19 protein-coding genes are annotated in these 21,690 nt (G+C 37.9%); 12 read left to right on the forward strand and 7 right to left on the reverse strand.

Features of this window, described 5'->3' with window-relative positions; all coding sequences use genetic code 11:
• Positions 1-3 precede the first annotated feature (3 nt).
• Genes treZ through treY form a run of 3 tightly spaced genes read right to left on the reverse strand, consistent with a single transcriptional unit; the run spans position 4 to position 8,154 of the window.
• Positions 4-1,821, reverse strand: a complete 1,818-nt coding sequence (gene treZ / locus BV902_RS17905; RefSeq protein ID WP_075993111.1) for a malto-oligosyltrehalose trehalohydrolase — start codon at positions 1,819-1,821, stop codon at positions 4-6.
• Between the two features lie 13 nt (positions 1,822-1,834).
• Positions 1,835-3,943, reverse strand: coding sequence for a glycogen debranching protein GlgX (gene glgX, locus BV902_RS17910; RefSeq protein ID WP_075993112.1), 2,109 nt, complete (start codon positions 3,941-3,943; stop codon positions 1,835-1,837).
• Between the two features lie 8 nt (positions 3,944-3,951).
• Positions 3,952-8,154, reverse strand: a complete 4,203-nt coding sequence (gene treY, locus BV902_RS17915; RefSeq protein WP_083663666.1) for a malto-oligosyltrehalose synthase — start codon at positions 8,152-8,154, stop codon at positions 3,952-3,954.
• Positions 8,155-8,353: 199 nt separating this feature from the next.
• On the opposite strand from treY, the gene BV902_RS17920 reads away from it, so the two are divergent.
• Positions 8,354-8,836: an adenylyltransferase/cytidyltransferase family protein gene (locus BV902_RS17920; protein ID WP_083663667.1), complete on the forward strand. Its 483-nt coding sequence runs from the start codon at positions 8,354-8,356 to the stop codon at positions 8,834-8,836.
• A gap of 15 nt (positions 8,837-8,851) precedes the next feature.
• A complete protein-coding gene (locus tag BV902_RS17925; RefSeq protein ID WP_075993113.1) occupies positions 8,852-9,310 on the forward strand; it encodes an adenylyltransferase/cytidyltransferase family protein in 459 nt (152 codons plus the stop codon).
• 691 nt (positions 9,311-10,001) lie between these two features.
• Here BV902_RS17925 and BV902_RS17935 read toward each other — a convergent pair.
• Positions 10,002-10,643: a DNA alkylation repair protein gene (locus tag BV902_RS17935; protein ID WP_075993115.1), complete on the reverse strand. Its 642-nt coding sequence runs from the start codon at positions 10,641-10,643 to the stop codon at positions 10,002-10,004.
• Positions 10,644-11,238: 595 nt separating this feature from the next.
• On the opposite strand from BV902_RS17935, the gene BV902_RS17940 reads away from it, so the two are divergent.
• Both BV902_RS17940 and BV902_RS28475 read left to right on the forward strand, forming a co-directional pair.
• On the forward strand, positions 11,239-11,613 hold the full coding sequence (locus BV902_RS17940) for a VOC family protein (RefSeq protein WP_075993116.1): 375 nt from the start codon (positions 11,239-11,241) through the stop codon (positions 11,611-11,613).
• Between the two features lie 133 nt (positions 11,614-11,746).
• Positions 11,747-11,881, forward strand: coding sequence for a hypothetical protein (locus BV902_RS28475; protein WP_257786995.1), 135 nt, complete (start codon positions 11,747-11,749; stop codon positions 11,879-11,881).
• 322 nt (positions 11,882-12,203) lie between these two features.
• Here the strand turns inward: BV902_RS28475 and BV902_RS17945 are convergent, their stop codons facing one another.
• A complete protein-coding gene (locus BV902_RS17945) occupies positions 12,204-12,767 on the reverse strand; it encodes a hypothetical protein (protein ID WP_145330731.1) in 564 nt (187 codons plus the stop codon).
• A gap of 41 nt (positions 12,768-12,808) precedes the next feature.
• A complete protein-coding gene (locus BV902_RS17950; protein ID WP_157626132.1) occupies positions 12,809-13,387 on the reverse strand; it encodes a hypothetical protein in 579 nt (192 codons plus the stop codon).
• Positions 13,388-13,792: 405 nt separating this feature from the next.
• Here BV902_RS17950 and BV902_RS17955 point away from each other — a divergent pair, with 405 nt between their 5' ends.
• The 8 genes from BV902_RS17955 (at position 13,793) to BV902_RS17990 (ending at position 20,318) form a co-directional block, all read left to right on the forward strand.
• Entirely contained in the window at positions 13,793-14,614 is an 822-nt protein-coding gene (locus tag BV902_RS17955; protein ID WP_075993119.1) for a helix-turn-helix domain-containing protein, read from the forward strand.
• A gap of 77 nt (positions 14,615-14,691) precedes the next feature.
• Positions 14,692-15,291: an NAD(P)H-dependent oxidoreductase gene (locus tag BV902_RS17960; protein WP_075993120.1), complete on the forward strand. Its 600-nt coding sequence runs from the start codon at positions 14,692-14,694 to the stop codon at positions 15,289-15,291.
• Between the two features lie 227 nt (positions 15,292-15,518).
• Positions 15,519-16,511 (forward strand): SDR family NAD(P)-dependent oxidoreductase, encoded by a 993-nt coding sequence (locus BV902_RS17965; protein WP_075993121.1) that lies wholly within the window; start codon positions 15,519-15,521, stop codon positions 16,509-16,511.
• A gap of 143 nt (positions 16,512-16,654) precedes the next feature.
• Positions 16,655-17,464 carry a helix-turn-helix domain-containing protein gene (locus BV902_RS17970; RefSeq protein ID WP_075993122.1) on the forward strand — a complete coding sequence of 270 codons (810 nt, stop codon included), beginning with the start codon at positions 16,655-16,657 and terminating at the stop codon, positions 17,462-17,464.
• A gap of 141 nt (positions 17,465-17,605) precedes the next feature.
• The gene (locus BV902_RS17975; protein WP_075993123.1) at positions 17,606-18,073 is read left to right on the forward strand and encodes a hypothetical protein; all 468 of its coding nucleotides are present in this window, start codon (positions 17,606-17,608) and stop codon (positions 18,071-18,073) included.
• 76 nt (positions 18,074-18,149) lie between these two features.
• Positions 18,150-18,701, forward strand: a complete 552-nt coding sequence (locus BV902_RS17980; RefSeq protein WP_075993124.1) for a hypothetical protein — start codon at positions 18,150-18,152, stop codon at positions 18,699-18,701.
• A 264-nt stretch (positions 18,702-18,965) separates the two neighbouring features.
• Complete coding sequence (locus BV902_RS17985) at positions 18,966-19,514, forward strand: hypothetical protein (RefSeq protein WP_075993125.1); 549 nt, start codon at positions 18,966-18,968, stop codon at positions 19,512-19,514.
• Positions 19,515-19,538: 24 nt separating this feature from the next.
• Positions 19,539-20,318, forward strand: coding sequence for a DUF4241 domain-containing protein (locus BV902_RS17990; RefSeq protein ID WP_083663668.1), 780 nt, complete (start codon positions 19,539-19,541; stop codon positions 20,316-20,318).
• 161 nt (positions 20,319-20,479) lie between these two features.
• On the opposite strand, the gene BV902_RS17995 is transcribed toward BV902_RS17990, so the two are convergent.
• Entirely contained in the window at positions 20,480-21,565 is a 1,086-nt protein-coding gene (locus tag BV902_RS17995; protein WP_075993127.1) for a DUF4274 domain-containing protein, read from the reverse strand.
• Between the last annotated feature and the right edge of the window lie 125 nt (positions 21,566-21,690).

Consider the following 21,690-nt stretch of genomic DNA (forward strand, 5'->3'; position numbering starts at 1 on the left):
CATCTAGATAGAAATATAGACCTGACCTGACCAAGGCTTTAGCGATGCGACAGTGATTTGAGCATAATCAGTATCTGACAAAACCGCGGCATCCATTTCATTCGTATTAAATATAATTTTCCATTGCAGATCTTCAGGCAGCGTTACCTGTTGTACAGTGGCAGAAAAATTCATCATTGCAAATAAAGAACTATCGCTTTTCTTCATCGCTAAGATAAGTACTTTTTGCTCCGGGAGGCATTTGGCCGCCATTTCATCGCGCTGTATATTTTTCAGCACAGGATTGGTTTTACGGAATGCTATCAGGGATCTATAATAAGATAAATGTTTCTGATGGACTTCGCTATCCTGTTCGTCCCAATTCAAAACGGTATTCCTAAATGTTGTCTCGTCCTGCGGATCGAGAAATTCTGAATCTTCAAAAAAATCTTCAAACTCTTTTTTTCGTCCCTGTCTCACCTGCTCTACAAGTTTGGGGTCACTATGACTGGTAAAATAGGGAAAAGCTCGTTTTGTACCCCATTCTTCTCCCATAAACAGTAAAGGAAGATACGGGGATATGAACACGGCAAAAGCCATTAGTCGCGTTATTTCTACAGGATAGAGTGAAGCCGCGCGATCGCCCATCATTCTATTGCCGACTTGATCATGATTCTGGCAGAAAACTATAAAATGATCCCCTTTGATACCGAGAGTGTCCGTTCCAAAGAATTTTTCCCGATGGGGAGAATAGTTGCCATCGAATACATATGCTTTTTCATAAGCTTTGGCGAGATCGGCCAATCCATTAAATTCCTCATAGTACCCCTTTTTGGGTTCGCCCACGCTTACTCTTAAAGCATGGTGGAATTCATCTAGCCATTGTGCATCCATCCCAAAACCATTTTTCGCCAATGGGTCTAAAAATCGTCTATCGTTGAGATCGCATTCAATAAATAGAAAATGGTTTTTTCCGGATTTAGCGATAATTTCATCCGTTTCCTTACGAATTTGCTGAAGGATATGAACAGCGTTAAAATCCTTGATTGCATGTACCGCATCCAAACGCAGCGCATCGATATGAAAGTCTTCAAACCACATGCGTACATTGTTCAGTACCAAATCCCGCTGTCCATGACAATAGCTATCGTCATAATTCAGCGCATTACCCCAGGGCGTATGGTATTTGTCGGTAAAATATGGGCCATAATTCGAGAAATAGTTTCCCTCTGGCCCGAGGTGATTATAGACAACATCCAAAATTACCGCAATATTGGCCTCATGACAGGAATTCACAAGCCTTTGAAATTCCGAAGCGCCACCATAGGAATGCTGCACTGCAAAAGGAAAAACACCATCGTAGCCCCAATTTCTTTCACCAGGAAACTGTGCAACAGGCATAATTTCAATAGCAGTGATCCCCAAATCTTTCAGATAGGGAATCTTTTTGATAACACCATCAAAATCATGGGATGAGGTAAATGTTCCTACATGAAGCTCGTAAATAATAAAATCAGACAATGCTGGAGGCCGATAGTCATTATCGGTCCAAGAAAAAGTAAGATCAACGACTTTTGAGGGACCATGTACACCTTCTGGCTGGGAGAGCGAAATCGGATCCGGCAATTCGTTGCCATCGACACTGATCCAGTATAAATCTCCAGCTGTTAACAAATCAGTCTCCGCGTACCAATAACCATATTGTTGGGGCTTAAGCGCGATCTCCATATCTTTTTGATAAAATCGGCAAAGCACATTCTTTGCCATTGGAGCCCATACGCGAATCTGCCAAAGGTCACCATTGCGACGAATACCCAATTGTTGAATTCCTGTCTTGCTCATATATATCCCCACTTTATTGTGACTGAAATAAAAGTATAGAACGTGAGGGCACTAAAATAGCATCTCCTGCTGAATAGTTTCCAAAGCTTTCTATCGTATCATTATTCGTATCTAAGATCTTAAACCAACCAGCCCCATAATTTTCACCGGGGAGCGTGTAGGTTACATCTTCCCAATACGCATTAAATAACAGGTAAAAATTAGCATCCACGATTTTCTTTCCATCGGTATCTACTGATCTAATTCCCGCACCGTTTAAAAACACAGCGAGTGAGCGCGCATAGTCTTCCTGCCAGTGATGATCATCCATCTCAGATGCATCTGGAAGAAACCATACGATATCTTCAACACCTGTACCGCGGATAGGCAATCCTTGAAACCATTTGCGACGACAGAATACCGGATGTTCTCGCCTAAAATGGATCAATTTTTTAGTGAAGTCCAATAAAGATACGTCCACATTGTCCCAGTTGAGCCATGAAATCTCATTGTCCTGACAATAGGCGTTATTATTGCCCTGCTGTGTTCGCCCATGTTCATCGCCAGCGACAAGCATAGGTACTCCCTGGGAAAGAAATAATGTGACGAGCATGTTTCTTTTTTGTTTTTCTCTTAGGTTATTTACCGTAGAATCATCTGTAGGTCCTTCTGCCCCACAGTTCCAGGAGCGGTTGTGGCTTTCTCCATCTTTATTATCCTCACCATTAGCTTCATTGTGCTTTTCGTTGTACGATACCAGATCGTGGAGCGTAAATCCGTCATGAGCAGTAATGAAATTTATACTGGCGGAAGGTGTACGATTGTCTCCCCGGTATAAATCGGACGATCCAGTCAGGCGATTAGCAAATTCAGCGATCATACTGTCCGCTCCGATCCAATAATCGCGGATACAGTCACGATACTTTCCATTCCATTCGGCCCAACCGGCGGGGAACTCGCCGACCTGATACCCTCCTTCTCCAATATCCCATGGTTCGGCAATTAGTTTAACCTGTGAGATCACGGGATCCTGATGGATAACGTCAAAGAAAGAGCTCAATTTATCTACGTCATGGAGCTCCCGCGCTAATGCTGATGCCAGATCAAAACGGAATCCATCAACGTGCATTTCCTGCACCCAATAGCGTAAACTATCCATGATCAACCGTAGTACGTTAGGCTGGCGGGTATTCAATGTATTGCCTGTTCCAGTAAAATCCATATAATAACGTGGATCTTCAGCCAAACGATAATATGAAGCATTGTCAATTCCTCTAAAAGAGAGTGTTGGCCCCATTTCATTTCCTTCGCCTGTATGATTGTAAACGACATCAAGAATAACCTCTATCCCTGCACTATGAAGTGCTTTTACCATTTCCTTGAATTCCACGACCTGTTCTCCATGGGTACCCGAAGCTGAATAGCGTACATCAGGGGCAAAAAAACCAACACTGTTATATCCCCAATAGTTAGTTAGTCCTTTATCCTGTAGGTGACGGTCTGTAATAAAATGGTGTATAGGCAATAATTCAATTGCAGTGATGCCCAACTCCTTTAAGTAATTTATGGTGACAGGATGCGCCAAGGCAGCGTATGTTCCTCTTATTTCTTCGGGAATCTCTGGATGAGTTGCTGTAAAACCTTTTACATGTGTTTCATAAATCACACTTTGGTGCATCGGTATACGCGGAGGATGGTCGTCCCCCCAATCAAAATGACCGTCTATAACCACGGATTTCGGGACGAAAGGAGCGCTATCAGTTGTATCCAAACTTAAATCGTCCTCTCCTATATTGTACGCAAATAAAGCATCATTCCATTGTACGACACCGGAAATTGCTTTTGCATAGGGATCAATCAGTAATTTATGCGGGTTGAAACGATGTCCCTGGGCCGGATCGTAAGGACCATGCACACGATAACCGTATAGTTGTCCTGGTTTAATTCCCAAAACATAAATATGCCAAACTTGATGCGTCTTCTCCGTTATTTTAAATTTCTCGATTTCTTGTTGGTTCGAACTATCATAGAGATAAAGTTCGACATCTTCGGCATTTTCGGAGAAAAGGGCAAAGTTGACCCCTTCTCCATCGTAAGTTGCGCCTAAAGGATAAGGGCTTCCAGTATTGATTTTTGTTTCCATCTTTATGTTTAACGGTTGTATAATTTTGTATAGTCATTTAATCTCGCCTGAAGTTTTGGAGAAAAAGCTCTTTTCTGCATGCGCCACAACCAATTTCCGGTCGTACTGGCAGGTCGGTTCATACGACATGATCCATCAAGATTGAGGATATCTTGCATCGCAACAATGACTGTATCTGCGACAGAAGCGTAAAGTGATCGTATGAGTACCTCATTTACATTTCTACTGTCAATAATTTGTCCAAAATAGGTATTGATATTTATTTTACTCGATGATTTAAGATCTTCACGATACCAAGAAAGTGTCGTATTATTATCGTGTGTTCCAGGATAGGCAACAGAATTTCTGCAATAATGATGTGGAATATGGGGTGAATGTGCCATATCTTTATCAAAAGCGAACTGTAAAACCGCCATGCCCGGAAAGTTGTATTGATCGCGCAGATCGTATACCTTCGCATCGATGTCTCCAAGATCTTCAGCGATAAAAGGCATGTCATCTAAATGAACTTTTACTTGATCAAAAAAATCCGAACCAGGACCTGTTGACCAACGTCCATTCTTGGCGGAAGTTTCTTCAAAGGGGACTTCCCAATAGGAAGAAAATGCTCTAAAATGATCAAGCCGCAACCTATCAAACAGTGCGCAATTGTGTGACAGGCGCTCAATCCACCATCTGTAGCCATCTTTTTTGAGTGATCCCCAATGATAAGTCGGCATCTCCCATAATTGTCCCGCTGCATTAAAGTAATCAGGCGGAACCCCAGCAACATTTTTAATAGTACCATTTGCTCCTATGGAAAAATAGTGCGGATTGGCCCAAACATCGGCAGAATCATAGGCAACATAAAATGGAATATCACCGATAAATCTTACGCCATAATCGTATGCGTAGTTTCTTATGGCATCCCATTGTCTGAAAAATAGGTATTGAAACCATTTTTCCTTTCGCAATTCATCTGCGAATTCAATTGCGAAATCGTTAAGTGCAGCGCTGTCGCGATGTTTGTATTGTGTTGGCCACTCATACCAAGGACGATTCCCATGTCTGTTTTTTAGAACTTTGAAAAGCGCATAATCCTTAAGCCACGAGGATTCACGGTCTACAAATTCGGAGAAATCAAGCGCATGTTGAACAGAAAGACGATTAAATGCCTTCTCCAAAAATTTGTATTTTGTGAAGACTATATCAGCAAAATCTATTGTTTTAGAACTATTTCTTTTTAAAGCCTTTAGTTCCCCTCTTTCCAATAAGCCAAATTCCAGCAATTCGTTTAAATCGATGAATAATGGATTACCTGCTCTACTACTTAGGGTGCTGTAAGGAGAATGGTTTTGCTCAACATCTGTAGGCCCTAAAGGAAGTACCTGCCACCAGCTTTGGCCGCTATAATGCAGTTGTTTAACAAAACGACGAGCTCCGGATCCCAAATCACCAATTCCATAGGATGATGGCAATGAGCTGATATGCATTAAAACACCCACACTACGCTTAGGTGGGGTACTTTTGTATTTTAAAATAGCCATTGGAAGATCCCTAAAAATGGCATTCACTGAAATTTCGGTGCCTTCGCCCGTTATGTCAAATAGCATGTGATGCCAGGCCACAGAATGATTTACTGAAAGATGAACGCTCGTATCTGCCCAGTCAAATGAGCCAGGTACGAATTTGGAGATTTTACCGATAGCAGCCAAGTGTAGCGGAAGTACTACGATCATCCAATCATCGCCAGATCTACGCGCGAATGCCAAAATATGTTTACGATAACGACCGCTTACTTTTAATGGAATATAACTGCTATCTGATGCAAGTGCAGCATCATGCTTTCTGAATTTTACCAATTCCCTAACTAACCATAGCTTAATTGTCCCATCGTATCTATTTTGCCATAATTGTCTAATTCGACTTTCGTTGGGCATATTTTCAATAGCCTTCAGCAGATTTTCACTTAATTGATAATCGATCGGTCTTCGATTGTCGGGATCAACAAAACTATGGTTCCAGAGTTCCGACCCCTGGTAAATATCAGGTACACCGGGACAAGTAAATTTCAAGATTTGCAGTGTAAGCGAATTTAAAATCCCAAAATCAGCTACCGCTTCAATAAATTGATAAAAGCTCGTAAAAAATGGACGATCTTTATCAAGCAAAAAAGAGGCAAATTCCCGAACAGCGTCTTCATAGGTTAAATTTGGATTTTCCCAGCTCGAGCGCTCTTTCCCTTCGCGTAGATATTTAACCATGTAGTCCAAAAAACGTTTTTCAAATGCGTCGTATGCTTCTCCATCCTGTTTTTCCATTGGATAAGAGGCTACCAGCGACTGATAAATAAAATATTCATCATTCGGATGTGGGAGGTCTTTTCGATATTCATTCCAAACCACATCTTGCCAGATCTGAACCTGTTTAACCCATTTCTGAGCCATGGCGGTGAGGACTAATAAGCGACTTCGCGAATCTTCACCACGTTTGGTATCGTGTGTAGAACTTGCATTGATGGACAGTGGCCAAAATTTTTGCCTTTCCTGCATTAATTTGTGGAATTTCTTTTTACTTAGCCCCCAGTTATCCGGATGATCGCCGACTTCATTGTGCCCTATAAAACGGTTGTATGTATACATTAACGTATCTTCCACACCCTTAGCCATTACAGGGCCGGCCAACTGCATACATCGGAGAAAAAAATCAACCACAGCAGTATGGCTCAGCGATTTTGAACCTGCCTGTGCTTGCTCAAATAGTTCTCGAAATTGATTAACCAGCTTTTGATCGAGCTCGGGCTTTCGGGTCAACTTTTTAAAAAGAGAAGACAGCAGATCGAAATTGTTTGCCACCAGTGGAAAGCTTTCGTCATATAACCGATAAACAGGGAAAAATCCCAAAAAAGAGGTTAGAATATCTTTTAAAGGCCCTAGCTTATTCAGACTTTTAACGGCTAAAAGTGATGCCAATGACCGGGCCAGGTTATTAAGCTCGCCCTGCATGTGTTCATCGAGAATTATGCTCTTTTTTATATACTGTTGTTTTTTAATGGATAGATTTTCTCCAATAACTTTTCTATAATACTTATCCAATATTTTCTTTCCCGATTTACAGGAGCAAACATTATTGGAAGCCGATAAAAAATCGTAGCCTGTTGTTCCCTGTATAGGCCATTCGAGTGGAAGTTTCTCCCCCTGTTCAAGTATTTTTTCAGCAACTATATAAGTTTGTGGACCGATTAATTTCCTCAAATTAAATAAATAGTCAGTAGGCTTATAAAGTCCATCAATATGATCAATCCTTAGTCCATCAAATAGTTCTTCATCGACAAGTTTTTTTATCAGCTTATGCGACTGCTCAAATACATTTTTGTCTTGCACATTTAAACAAATCAATTCATTGACCGTAAAAAAACGTCTAAAATTTATACGTTGATTTGTAAACCACCAAGGACAAAGCTCATAACTCTGACTAGCCACCAGTTCGTGAATACTTTCCAGATTATTATTAAATTGGTCAAGGACATGCTTTAAGTTCTCATTAGAAAGGTTCTTAAAAATATGGACACGCAGCTGTCTCCACTCCTCGACATCTCCATTAGCTTGAGCCGTATTTATTTGAACCAGAAGTCCACTAAAATCCGATTGGCTCTCTTTTAAATAATCATTAAGGACGAAAAAATAGGATTCAGGGGAAAGTGGATAAAGGTTTTCCTGATAAGAAAGCCGAAGGCTATCGTCTGAGAAAACGACAGCAATTTCATGGTTTGAAATCGCTTCGTCTAAAGTCTTAGACAAGATAGGCACCATTAACTTTCCTTTCTCGAATAAATTGGAACTATAGCAGGTATCAAAAAAATGGCTAAATTTTGATGTCTGTCCAAATTCGAGCAGATTCATTAGCCATTCATTCGAGGGATGAAACGCCATATGGTTAGGAACAATATCCTGTAACCATTTGATATGATATTCACTTAACTCTTTTTTAATGGATCTCAGCTCGTCCAGCGTACCAAGTTCACTATTTATTTTATTCAAATTTGTGCCGTCATAACCATGCATACTCCCTGGTGTTGACTGAAAAATAGGTGCAGCATAAATTGTATCGATGCCCAGGTCTCTTAAGTAAGGAATGATTCTTTTGAAGTCGGAAAAGTTAAATTCTTTGTGAAACTGAATTCTGTAAGTAGTCTTTGGTGTATTTATAGATACATTTCTATTCATCTGCATGGCTCGCTGAATTTCATTTTAGATCAGAACGTCGGCCAGCAATTTTAGTTCATACGAATTTCAAAAAAGAGAGATGGAAAAAGGTCTAAGAAATCTGAAAATACTGCAGAAAAAAAATAATTTAAAATTAAAACGAATCTTTTTGAGCTACGTTCTACCTATACCTCTTCAATAATTGCAGTTTATAAAATAATATAAAATGAAAAAAATAGGAATTACGTTTTCTGCTTTTGATCTGCTCCATGCAGGTCACATTAAAATGCTCGAAGATGCCAAAGAACATTGCGACTTTCTGATCTGCGGCCTACAAACCGATCCAACACTTGATCGTCCAGAGAAAAACAAACCAACACAATCTGTATTTGAACGCTATATGCAATTAAAGGCATGTAAACATGTAGATATGATTATTCCATATGCAACAGAACAGGATCTGGAAGATGTACTACGTTCGTTCAAAATACATGTGCGGATTTTAGGCGATGAATATATGGATAAAGCATTTACAGGAAGGCAATATTGCGAAGAAAAAGGAATAGAATTGTATTTCAATAGACGGGAAAACAGGTTTTCGAGTTCTTCTTTACGCCGAATAATTGCATCGAAAGAAAGAGTCAGTCCGGGTTCTGTCGTGAACATAAATGAGGGAGTTAACTACGCCTTAAAACGTATAAATGCATAAACTAATAATGAATATATGAACGTAGGTATTATTTTCGGCGTATTCGACATGTTACATGTGGGCCATATTGTTGCACTACAGGAAGCTAAGAGCAAATGTGATTATTTGGTTGTAGGACTTAAAACCGATTCAAACATACAGAATGCTGAATCCCAAGATGCAGCACAAACAATGGTTGAACGGTTTATCAAATTGGAGGGTTGTCAATTTGTTGATGAAATTATTCCTTTTGAATCGGATAAAGACATCACGGATATGCTTCAGTCGCTGCCCATTCACAAGTATTTTATAGGTGAAGAATATAAATTGGTCGATTTTTCAGGAAAGGATTATTGTATCTCGGAAGGAATCGAAATATGCTATACCAAAAACAAAAATAGGTTCTCGAGCCAATCACTTCGAAAAACTGTAAGTGATAAAGAAGCCGAAAAGGGAGAAAATGCTTTTCAGCACAATCTGACATGCTATCCCTAAATCAACGTATACCTCAATTTTAAAGGTGTCAATATATCGGTAGCGATAAGTAGAAAGCTTGTAAATAACAATAATATCGTTAGATATGGAAAAAATCAATATTGGTATTATTACGAATTTGAGAAAGCTACTGTTCGCCTACCGTATACTTTTTTCTGAGCATATACAAAGTCCCGCAAATATTGTACTTGAAGCAACTTCTATTGATTCTATCAGCAGCAATTCTTACATCAATGAAAGGCCAGAATTGCTGTTGATAGATTATCGCCTCGTATTTAAAGACACAGCACTTTTCTTTTCGTTTGTAAATTATTTTTATCCCGACACGGTCGTTTTACTCATTGTACATCAAACTTTTCTTGGGGAAGCAAAGCGATGTACAAATTATGTCCAATCGGTTTTATCCCCTAACCTGGACATTAATCAACTTTTTATGCTTATAAGAAATTCAGTTTTACAGTCTAACATTGTTAAACAGTGAATTCCCTTTTTTTAAACTAGATCATAATTCACAAAGAGTTAGATAATCATTTTTTATAAAAAATAGATGTGTAATTTAGATACTGAGCTATATATTAATACAATGGGGATTTTCTCGATTTGTAAGCTATCATTTATATGTATTCTACTAATAGGCCTATTATCACAGGCTTTTGGTCAGTCAGTTGTGGATATTCGAAAAATAATGCTTTTATAGCTTTCGTTTATCGCTTTCAATGACAATAAATTCTGGTAAATATTCAGGTGTACAACCTTTTGAAACCATTTTCCCTTTATAAAGTCCAGTTTTTTCGCCAAGTGCTATACAACGATTTCGATATTTTTTTTCATAAACTCCAATCCAACCTGTTGTGAAATTCATTGCCCATTGCACTTCCGGCTCTTCTTTTTCAATTTTACTTTCAATTTTAGTAAGTAATTCTTCGCTGTTGGGTTGTGGTTGTCCAGTCCAGCGCAAACGGCCTTGAAAATACCAATAAATTCGTCTTTTTAGCGAGGACTGGTTATCTGCCCAACTTTCTATTAAAGCAATTGTCTTTTTGTCTTTTGTTAGTTGGTTCGCCATGAGCCAATCAATCATTTGAAGTTTCTCGTTTTCGTTATGTTGCTTAATGTCCGCAATTAATTGATCAATCACTTCTTCGGTTAAAAGTTTCTTGTCCATAATCAAGATTGCCAATTGACGAGCAAAAAAAAGCTTGGATGACCAAAGTTCCATTGCCAATTCGTGGTCTTTTTTAATATCCTTGGCAACAATTCGTAAGTCTCCAAGTTTCGTGTTCTTTTCAGTGATCTTTGTCAGTATATTTTCTAATTTATGTGAAAGTTTCATTTCAGTCCTGTTATTTGTTTGACGTCATTTTCACGGTTGCTTGTAACGGTTCGGCAGCTTGGTGAAGACGGCCCTTTCGCAGCACCAACATGTCAAGCTACGACATAAGTTCTTTTAGAGCCGAAAAGTTTCTGCCCCCAAGTCCTCCCCGCTTTTGGCAATACTATTCTATTTCATCAGAATTCGATTTAGTAAATTTTCTAGATTCTTTAAATCAACTTCTTTGGTTGATTTATCACTAAACTCTCTTTCTGTTAAAGAAAGCACATTGACGTAATTATAATAATGTCCCATAGTTTTTTAGATTTAAATTGTGAAGATATTATTTATTTTGGTTGAGCTTTGGTTTAAAATTACAGCCAACGGGTCGCGTATTGGCGATAGCCGCGGATTAGAAATCCTTCAATCTTTCAAGAACCTAAGCAACAGCCTTTTATTATCTTTTAAATTTATAAAAAAGGAAAGATAAAAAGCCATTTCGACTAAAAAAGAATAAAATGATAATGTTCAGTATAAAATGTGCAAATCTTGCCATAAGATAAGAGTATTGATTTAGCATTTTGATTACTTTGTATAGTACCTAAAGTCACAAAATATGAACACAAAATTTGAGGCAGGAATTAATATTGCCCTAAAAATTCCCAAAAGCAAATATGAAAAGACAGTCGTTTTTTATAGGGATGTTTTAAAGTTTAACGTGGAGGAAAAGCCGATTAACAACCCAACTGTGTCGAGGACATGTGAAGTAAAATTCGGCAATAATATTATATGGCTTGACTGTGTGGACAATTACACACATTCTGAAACTTGGTTACAGCTTATGGTTCCTGACGTAGAAATGGCGACAGCATATTTACTATCCAACGGGGTGGAAACCTGTGATGAAATTGAAGAATTACCGGAAAATATGCATTGGATTACTGACCCAGCCGGGACGGTATTCAACCTACAAAAAACGCAAAAAAAATAACGAAATCCACTGGGTAGCGTATTTTACAGATTTAAACAATTTTATTGCTGAATGGTATTATTTTTCATGGCACCGAGATTCATTATGGCGGCATAGCTGAGTTCTTATTCAGCCGGGAATTGGTTACAAGGCGATGTCAGCAATAATCGAATTCCTTGGTGGCGAAAAAGCCTATGCCAAAATTATTCCCGCACTTCCTTCAGAGATCACGATTACGCTTGGTGAACATTCAACCGATAAAGGAGAGAAAATCTCTCCAGAAACCTAGCTACTTCAATACGATAAAAAAGAGGACAATTGGAAAGGAAGTTATCTGTTAAGGATAGTCTTCAAAATGTGCAGATTCTTTTCTGTCAATCCGCTATAAGGAGATGTCAATACTAACCTTGATTTTAATGCTTGTTGGGACCAAAATTAAGGGAACTAGTGCAAATCCAACTTGCGGATGAACTAAATAGTTTATTAGATATAAACTTTAAATTTGATTTTGACTGATCAGAATCCTGTAGATTTTTCCAGACTTATTGGGACCAAATAACAGTTTGGCAAAATGATAGGGAACTATTCTTAAAAGGGCTTTCTCGCAAAGGCTACATACCAGGAGGAGTGCGATAGGTCATGATTTCCGTACCATTAGACTTTTTCACAATCTCCTTTGTATTTCTAAGTATTAATGTATGACTTCCAAGTTTGCTATATGATACAAAGTCTCCATCCGGAGTTTGTTTGCATATAACAAACATATGCCAGCCACCATCTGCCGGAAGGGAGATAATAACCTTTTTCCCAGACTTCAATTCATTTTCTATCGTTTGAAAAAGGCTGTCCACAGGAAAGCTAGAATCTCGGGGTAAAACAAATTTTTGAGTAAAAGTAATACCGTATAATTCTTTATTGTCAAAATCCCGGAAAGAACCATCTGCTTTGTTTTGCCATTTAATTTGTAAGCCGTAAAAATCAAAATCCACCACTTTGTAATACTTTAAGATCATTTCGATAGCAGATGGAATGCAAGACATTTGAAAGAGTTGATTGTGGTTATTTATGACAGTATCAAAAAACTCAAAATTATCGTCTTTATGTGTTTGAGCGTTCGAATGAAAAACAAAAGATGTGGACATTAACACAACTAAACTTAAGAGAACTTTTTTCATAATTTAAATTACTTTTGATTGTAAGATAAGATAATACTTCACTACAAATGAGGTGCAATGCTGTACGTCATGATTTCTGTACCGTTAGACTTTTTCACAATTTCTTTTGTATTTCGAAATATCGTTGTATGGCTGCCGTACTTGCTGTAAGAAACAAATTCGCCATCCGGAGTTTGTTTATAGACGACAAAAATGGACCAACCTGTTTCCACCTGAAGTGCGATAATTACCTTTTTCCCAGATTTCAATTCATTCTCTATCGCTTGAAAAAGACTGTCCACCGGAAAACTTTCATCCCGTGGCAAATTAAATTTCTGGGAAAAAGTAATTCCGTATAATTCCTTTTTATCAAAGTCGCGAAAAGAACCATCCGTTTTATTTTGCCATTTAATTTGCAAGTCATAAAAATTAAAATCCACCACTTTGCAATACTTTAGCACCATTTCGATCGCCGAAGGGATACCTGAAGCCGGAAAGATTTGATTGTGGTTGTTTACAACAGTATCAAAAAAATCGTAATTGTTGTTGTTGTTGTTGTTGTTATTATTTGTTTGAGCCTTCGCATGAAAAATAACCGCTGTGGATATTAGCATGACTAAAATAAAGTGCATCCTTTTCATAATTAACGTATTTTTGATTAATTGACCTTCCACGTGGCAGACAAAAACTTTGATGTGCGAAAGTAACAAAATGGAACAGCTTGCTTTAAAATCTTCATTGGTTATCTGATGTTTTCTCAAATATTTTTAGATATCGTTTAAAGTTTTACAATTATAGAAAAATACATTAAAAGCAAAAATTTTAGTAGCCTTTCTGTCTCAATTTTTTGTCGATTTTTATCATTATTAAGCCGCTGTGAAGGACAAATAAGAATGCACTGTTCAGATAGTCAAAAGTGGAGTTTCCGGCTTTGTCTCCCTGTGGTAGGAAAAATACTGGGCGGGTTATAAAGGAATAAAGAGCTTTTAAATAATCCAAACTATGAGGATCAAAAACATAGATTTTTCTTATATTGGTAGTTATAAATGAAACCAAAGGAAGAAACATATCGTAGTTTCAGAATTTCTGCTCCTAAAGAGTTTGAAACAGTGTTCTCTCATTTCTATTATGCTGAAAATAAGTCTGAACATACCATAACCAAAACCCTTCTCCCTTCTTTTCAAACCATTATGGTTTTTAATTTCGGAGTTCAGGCATTTTTGGTTTCCAAGCAAAAAACAAAAATTGAAGTTGACAAATGTATCGTTTTGGGACCTATTAAATCAGCATTTGAATACAGCCTTCCCCCCGATTCCATTATCCTAGTTGCTAATTTCATGGCTGATGCATTTTATCGTTTTTTTGGCAAAGCATTTCTATCTGATCATTTGCCTGTTCACCCAGATGAAGCTATGGAAGAAAATTGTTTTAACCGTTTATGGTTTCAATTAGATAGTATTTCCGCCACAGAAGAAAAGGTAGACCATATTCTTAATTTCTGCAAACCCTATCTTAATCAGCAGAATGCCACCTCTACGCTATTGGCTAATTTCAGATCGGATACGATGAACTCCATCAAATCCATTGCTGAAGAAGCTAGACAAAGTGAAAGAAACATCCAATTGATCCATAAAAGGCACTTTGGCTTCAGTGCAAAGGAAGTGAATCGATACCATCGTTTTGTTAAAGCCATTGAATTGATTCAGCAGACAGATTTTTCTAAAGAAAAAGTCAACTGGTTTGAAATCATCGATCAATGTGGTTATTATGATCAAAGCCAGCTTATTCACGACTTTAAACATTTCATTAATCTTTCGCCTAAGAATTACCTAAAATTCCAGCAGGATATTTGCCGGGCTGATGAATAACCCGTTTCGTTTTCTTACAATTTTTGAGGTGTTCCCTATTTTACTTTTGTACTGTTCAATCAATTAAAAGTAACGGTATGAAACATCTTATTATTTACGCCCATCCCAATCAGGAAAGTCTGAATGCTCAGTTTAAACAATCTATTGAAAACGTTCTGCAACAACAGAAGCATAAAGTAATTACCAGAGACCTGTATCAACTGGGATTTGACCCTGTATTATCATTGGAAGATATGGACGGACAACGAAAAGGCTACGTTAATGAACTTATCAGACAAGAACAGGAGTATATTTCCTGGGCAGATGTGGTCACCTTTATCTATCCGATTTGGTGGACCGGCATGCCGGCCATTATGAAAGGGTATATCGACAGGGTATTCAGCTACGGGTTTGCCTATCGTTATGATCAGGGAATACAAAAAGGATTATTAGCCGGAAAACAGGCTATAATTCTCAATACCCACGGAAAATCCCACGAAGAATATACCGCTATCGGTATGGATAAAGCATTATTACTGACATCTGATAAAGGTATCTATACGTACTGCGGTTTTCAGATCAAAGAGCATCTCTTTTTTGATAAAGCTGACCGGGCCACTCCTGAAGTCGTTGAAATGTGGCTTGCTACAATCAGTAATGTATATACGATTATGGATCCTCAACTTTCTAATCATTAAAACTGATGTATTTTGCTTATGAGGATTCATGGCTTGGGAGTAATGTAACACTTGCCCAAAACATCGAAATAGAAGGCAGAATTTTGAAGATCCTGCCTTTTTTCTGCTTATATCCTGATCAAGATCCCCTGCCCTTTTGAACAAAGTTAATTAGGCCTTTTGAACAAAACAGAACACATTGATCCGTCCTAATTTTGTCTCAGTAATAACAATTAAATGTATCCAAAATGGAAAAGAATAATTATCAGGGAGCTCAACAACAACCTATAGGTTCGGGCTTCAATGTAAAATCAACGGCTAATGATGTGATTCAAAACATCGATCTTACCGGCAAAACAGCTATCGTAACAGGCGGCAACACAGGGATTGGACTGGAAACCACAAGAATACTCGCCGCAGCCGGAGCTACCGTAATTGTCGCTGCACGTGATATCGACAAAGCAAAGAAAAATCTGGAAGGAATATCCAATATTGAAATTGCAGCAATGGATCTAATGTCTCCCGCCTCTATTGATGTTTTCGCAGAAAATTTTGTCGCTTCAGGAAGACCTTTACATTTACTCATTAACAATGCAGGTATTATGTGGGTCCCTTTGCGTAGAGATGAACGGGGTATAGAATCACAACTCGCTACCAACTATTTAGCCTTGTTTCAGCTCAGCTCCAGATTATGGCTTTCCCTTAAAAAAGCCAACGGAGCGCGAGTGGTTAATGTTTCCTCTCATGGCCACTATTTCGCACCTTTTAATTTTGATGATCCTAATTTCCTGCACAGAGAATATGAAACATTACAGGGCTATGGACAATCCAAAACCGCAGTCAATCTTTTTTCAATGGAATTGGACGCTCGAGGACAATCTGTTCATATCAGAAGTTATGCGGTTCATCCCGGTTCTATCGGCGACACAGAATTGGGCAGAGAAGTCCCATTGGAGCTATTCCACAAAATGGGGTTTGTGGATGCAGACGGTAATATGTTACCCGAAGTAGCTGCATCGCTAAAAACGATCCCACAAGGAGCTGCCACAACGGTATGGTGTGCAACAAGCCCTATGCTTGATCATATTGGCGGCGTTTATTGTGAAGACGGAGATATCGCAGTAGTCTCATCAGATATTACCGTCCAAAAAGGGGTACATCCCTATTCACTGGATGAAACTAACGCCAAAAGACTTTGGAAACTCACCGAAGAGATGACAGGTATCCGTTTCAATCCATAAATCCATTTATTACTTTCAAGCATAAAAGAGAGGCAAGATGGCCCTTCTGCCTCTCTATTTTCAGCAATGAACTTTTAAACAAAGTAAATTATGTTATTTCTTATATTTACCTCATTGATTTCTTTCATAAAAAAGCAAAAATCATGGAATACCAAGCCCGATACATCACCGAAGATATAAAGCTTTCCAGCTACGAAGACCAATTTTTTAAATCGGACATTATGTTTGACCAACATATGTTGGTCTGGTTTCTTTCCGGAGAAACCAAGATTGTACAGGCTGATGCCACCTATCTATTTGGAAAAGGGGATATCTTTTTAATTCCCAGAAACCAATTGGCTACAATAATTAATTACCCTAAAGATGGCGAACCTCACAAGACGGTAGTCATGCATTTATCATTAGAAACATTAAAAAATTTTTATGCTGGTAAGACCATAGATCCCCAAGCACAAAATTCACCGAAGATTTTTTGTTTCAATAATCATCCTCTCCTAGAAAGCTGTCTAGCTTCGCTTATCCCTTATTTTGACATGAAAGATATCCCTGAGGATATTGCTGCGATTAAAATTACCGAAGCCATCAGCATTCTCAGAACCCTGGATAAAAGGATCGATCAATTACTTGCTAATTTTGAAGAACCCGGAAAGATCAACCTAGTCGATTATATGGAGAAGAATTTTATGTTCAATCTTCCGCTGGAAAAGTTTGGTTACCTCACTGGCAGAAGCCTCACAACATTTAAACGGGATTTCAAAAAAGCATTTACCATGACCCCACAACGATGGTTAACTTATAAACGTTTGGAGCTTGCCTATTATCAACTAACAGCAAAGAAAAAAAAGCCTCTGGAAGTTTGCTATGAGGTAGGCTTTGAAAACCTTTCCCATTTTTCATTCGCCTTTAAGAAGCAGTTTGGATTTGCACCAAGTCTGCTGAAAAGTATTTCCTGACGCCAATTCAATTTGAATTAATCAAAATCCATTGCTTAATCCCTACTACGCTTTTCGAGTACTGGAACAGATCCAGTTATTTCGTAAAAATTTGTATAAAACCGTTGGAACAATATTCCCATTATTCTTTATTTTTAGACTATGAGTGATTATACTATTTCGCTTGTGCCAAGAGTGTCCAGGTACGCTTTCGCTGAAATTGCTGTAGATGATATTTTAAAGTGGTTAGTTTCGAAAGATATCGTCAAAGCTGAATTATCGGAATGCACACTGGGCAACCTTGGATATGCATTTTCTGACGGTGCTCAATACATTGTATTTGAGCCTCATTTCCTTCCACACCAACTTGATGTAAATGGTCTGGAAATAACAACTGAGCGTACTATATTTAATACCGGACAAAATGGTATCGATCGTATAGTATGCCCCAATTGTACTGGAAATATTGTAGACAATGAATGGGATCTGGATCCCTGGTACCAGGGTTTTACCGATAACTTGTTGTGTCTCCGATATGCGGCACTGAAAGTGACATCCATCAATATGTTTTCGAACCACAGTCGGGATTCAGCAATCTTGGATTTACATTTTGGAACTGGCCTGAATTGAAACCTGAATTTATAGTTGAATTGCAGGAAAAGTTAAACTGTGACCTGGTAGTTGTAGGGTCCCACATTTAGTCATCATGGAAAAAGACAACAATGAAGGAAGAAGTATCATTAGAGGAAGTGGTATGCTCCATGTCAATTGGGGTGATGAAAAAAATGGATCAGTACTATTTTTTCAGGGGGAAACGATCTTATTAGGAATTTGTAATGTTCCCTTTGCTTTATACACAACAACTCGGTTTGACAGAAATACCTTGCCAAATGAACATGTTAAACACCTTGACCAGCTTGAAAAACTATTTCTAACAGGTGATTATAGCAGTAGAAGGGTAAAAGAAAACAGTCCATATGATATCCCGTTATGGATAAATGACCTTGAAAATATAAGTTTGTTGTATTTGGATCATTTTGATTTAATTGGTTTGACCAACCTAAGGATAAAAAACCTAAAAACACTGGTTCTTAAAAATGCTCATATTATTGATATTCCAAACCTTCTAATTGAGCTATTAACTTACAAAAACCTAACTCATATTGCTTATGATGCGTCTTGTATTCCATTAATCGACCAATTAAGAAAGCATCATGCTGGAGGGATTACTTTTGAGCTCTTAGATGGTTCGAGCTAAATTTATCCACCAATCTAAAAAGTGACGCTGCAAATTTGATTGCAAATGACTGATAAGCTCGATCTCTTTTTAAATGAGAAAATAAGTTAAAAAAACGCTAAGAGTTATGATCTGGGATAGCACCAAAAGTAAGACAGAAAATTTCTTAGCGATTTTTTAAAAGTTCTATTTGAAGAAGCGTATTAAGATTCTTATTAGCTACTACAATCTATTTTTTATACTTTTATCGTTAGGATTTAGAGAAATAACCGTTCACTTTCAAAGATGAAAAGGATCACGAATTCAATCACATCTTCTCATTATATACAGAGTTTTGCATTTGACCAGGTTGAGACCTATTCCCTCCAGCGCGGAGAGGAATACAATGCGGTGATCCAAATGCTAAAACCAGAACGTAATGGGTTAAAAGTGAGAAAGGAGAAACGAAACAATCTGACCGAAATCGAAGAAATTCGACTGAGCGAATTGGACAAGCTATTAGGTGTAACACAATATTTAATTGATGATACAGGGCAGTTTCATTTTTCGAGTCAAAGAATCAATACTTTTCAGTATGATAATGAGGTAGTCGGTCTACTAAAGAATATTTTACTTACGAAAACAACTGACGTGCCCAACTGGATGTGTGCCCCCATTTACAGGGATGCTATCGTACTCTATAATAGTTCGGGCGAAATTGTATCAGCACTGAATATCTGTTTAAGTTGTGAAGCAATGGCAATAGATAGCTCCAATCAGGTTGTCGCTGATTGCAGCACATATGAAATGCTCAGAAAGTTTTTTCAGGATGTTTCTCATCCTATAGAGATATGAACTAAATAAAGAAAATTATTTCCCATGCACAAAATAACAATAACAATATGTCTGATGGCCGTTGTGCTATTTTTATACATTTCAAGAAACAAAGTTCCACGTAATACTAACGATGTCATTGTACAAACAGCCAAATTTGACCTGACGGATACCATACCGAAAATAACCATTAAGGATACATCGCTCACATTCCCACAGATATTTGAGGGAAGTTTCACGAAGGCCACAAAAGTAGCGCAATTCGGTACGGAAATAACTTTTGATAAGATAGCTTTAGGAAATCTAAAGGTATCATCAGGCCAGATTATCGCAACTGATCCCGTTACCTTAAGGGATGCGGCAGCTTTTAGTGAAAATTTTCCTGTTGGAGAGTTTCCAGTCGAATTGGCAATGGCCAATATTAATGCCAATAAGGATCGAAGGGTCGCATTTGCACGCGTAAAATTCTCAGATAAGCCCATCCAAGAATGGGAGTTTGCGTTATTACCTGGAGAGACTTCTATCCCCCTCAAATCCAAAGAAATATATGGATATGGAGTAGACGCAGGACTAGGTCTTTTCGTTGATCAGGCAGCTAAGAATAGTCTGAATACGCTGCTCGGTAAAAATTGGGACATTATATTCTCCGAAAAATTCGAGGATTATTTAAATTACAGCTTTCAAAATCACAATGCCATCTTTTTCTCCACGGGGTATGGAGATGGTTTTTATGCGACTTACATCGGAAAGGACAGCGAGGGTACAATTTGTCAGCTGTTGACTGACTTTAATATTGTACTGTGGCGGAATGTTGCAGAATATTGATATTTATTATAGTCCGTAGTTTAGCTGGAGATTTCAAGCATTGAGACCATGCGATTCCGAAGCGAATTGATTGGTCATCAGTTTTCGAATCTGGAGGGTCAATGGCATCGAAATATCCAGCTAAGTCACTAAAGTCACTGTAATATTTCAATTCATAGCGATTACTCCAATGAACAATTGCTGATCAAATTTTTAATCACTTCGTTATTCAGATTTTGCTGCTGATCTGAAACAACTGAGAATGAAAATAAAACGCCGCCTTTTTCCACTAAGATGAGCCTCAGGAATTTTAAATTTCCGACATCATTTATTTTGACCTGCATGCCTTTACTGACAGCAAACCAAGTATCACTATGTTTGATGCGGGCTATCTTATCAAAATTTTCTTCAACAGCAACTATTTCAATAAAAGCCGGAATATAGAAAAACTCATTGCGCATCATTGTAGAAACATTGGTGGCCGCATTTTCCAGCTGTAATGCTTGGCTATTAAATAGAAAAAGAACCACTAGAATATCATCATTCTCAATGACAAGATCCGGCTGCATAATGACCTTTCTTAGTTTCTTTTCATTTGCTCCAAAACGGTCTTTTATAACCGAAGGAAAAGTATAACAATCTATAAAACTCTTTATCGTATTGTCCTTTACTATCCTAAAATCTCCTTCAGGTACCTTAAAAATAAAATTACATCTGTCAGTTATCAGCTTTAGAGCTTGAGATGATTTTACAGTTTTTATTGTGCCATTATAGAACTTCAGATCCCTGCGGTGAAAATTATCTGCAAATGATGTTTCGAGTTTTTTTCCCCTGGGTTTATTAAACAGAACAGCATCCTCCTTAATGTATTTTTTTAACTCTTCTACATCAAAAGATAAAGCACCAGGGTCACTAACGGGATCATAATAGAATTTTTCATGCTTGTAGAATCCATTATCTAAATGGGTAATAATAGCCTTGATCAGTTCGAAATCACCTGACCTCTCAGCATCCGTTAAATAACCTTCAACATCAGCTCTATGCAAGATCATCTTAACAGTCGAAATATCACAGTAAGGATGGGTTACAATAGCAAGTAGCAGATCATTCCCATCGTCGTAATTGTGATTTTTTGCAATAAAATCAAGTTCGATAGGTTCGTTGATTTCCTCCAACAGCTCCCTATCAAGCACATTTTCTTTAAAACTGTATTCAAAAAATGCTTTGCTTAGAAAAGCTGCTCTTTTTTCTGATATCTTATACTTCATCTACTAAAATTCTATTAAAATTTTGGCTAAAGATAGTTGGAAATTTACCGACTATTGTCGGCAAAACTATTTTACACTATTTCGTTTAAAAAGCACAACATAGTAACCAAAGTGATATATTTGCA

This window comes from Sphingobacterium sp. B29 (assembly GCF_001952815.1).
In the GTDB taxonomy this organism is placed as follows: domain Bacteria; phylum Bacteroidota; class Bacteroidia; order Sphingobacteriales; family Sphingobacteriaceae; genus Sphingobacterium; species Sphingobacterium siyangense.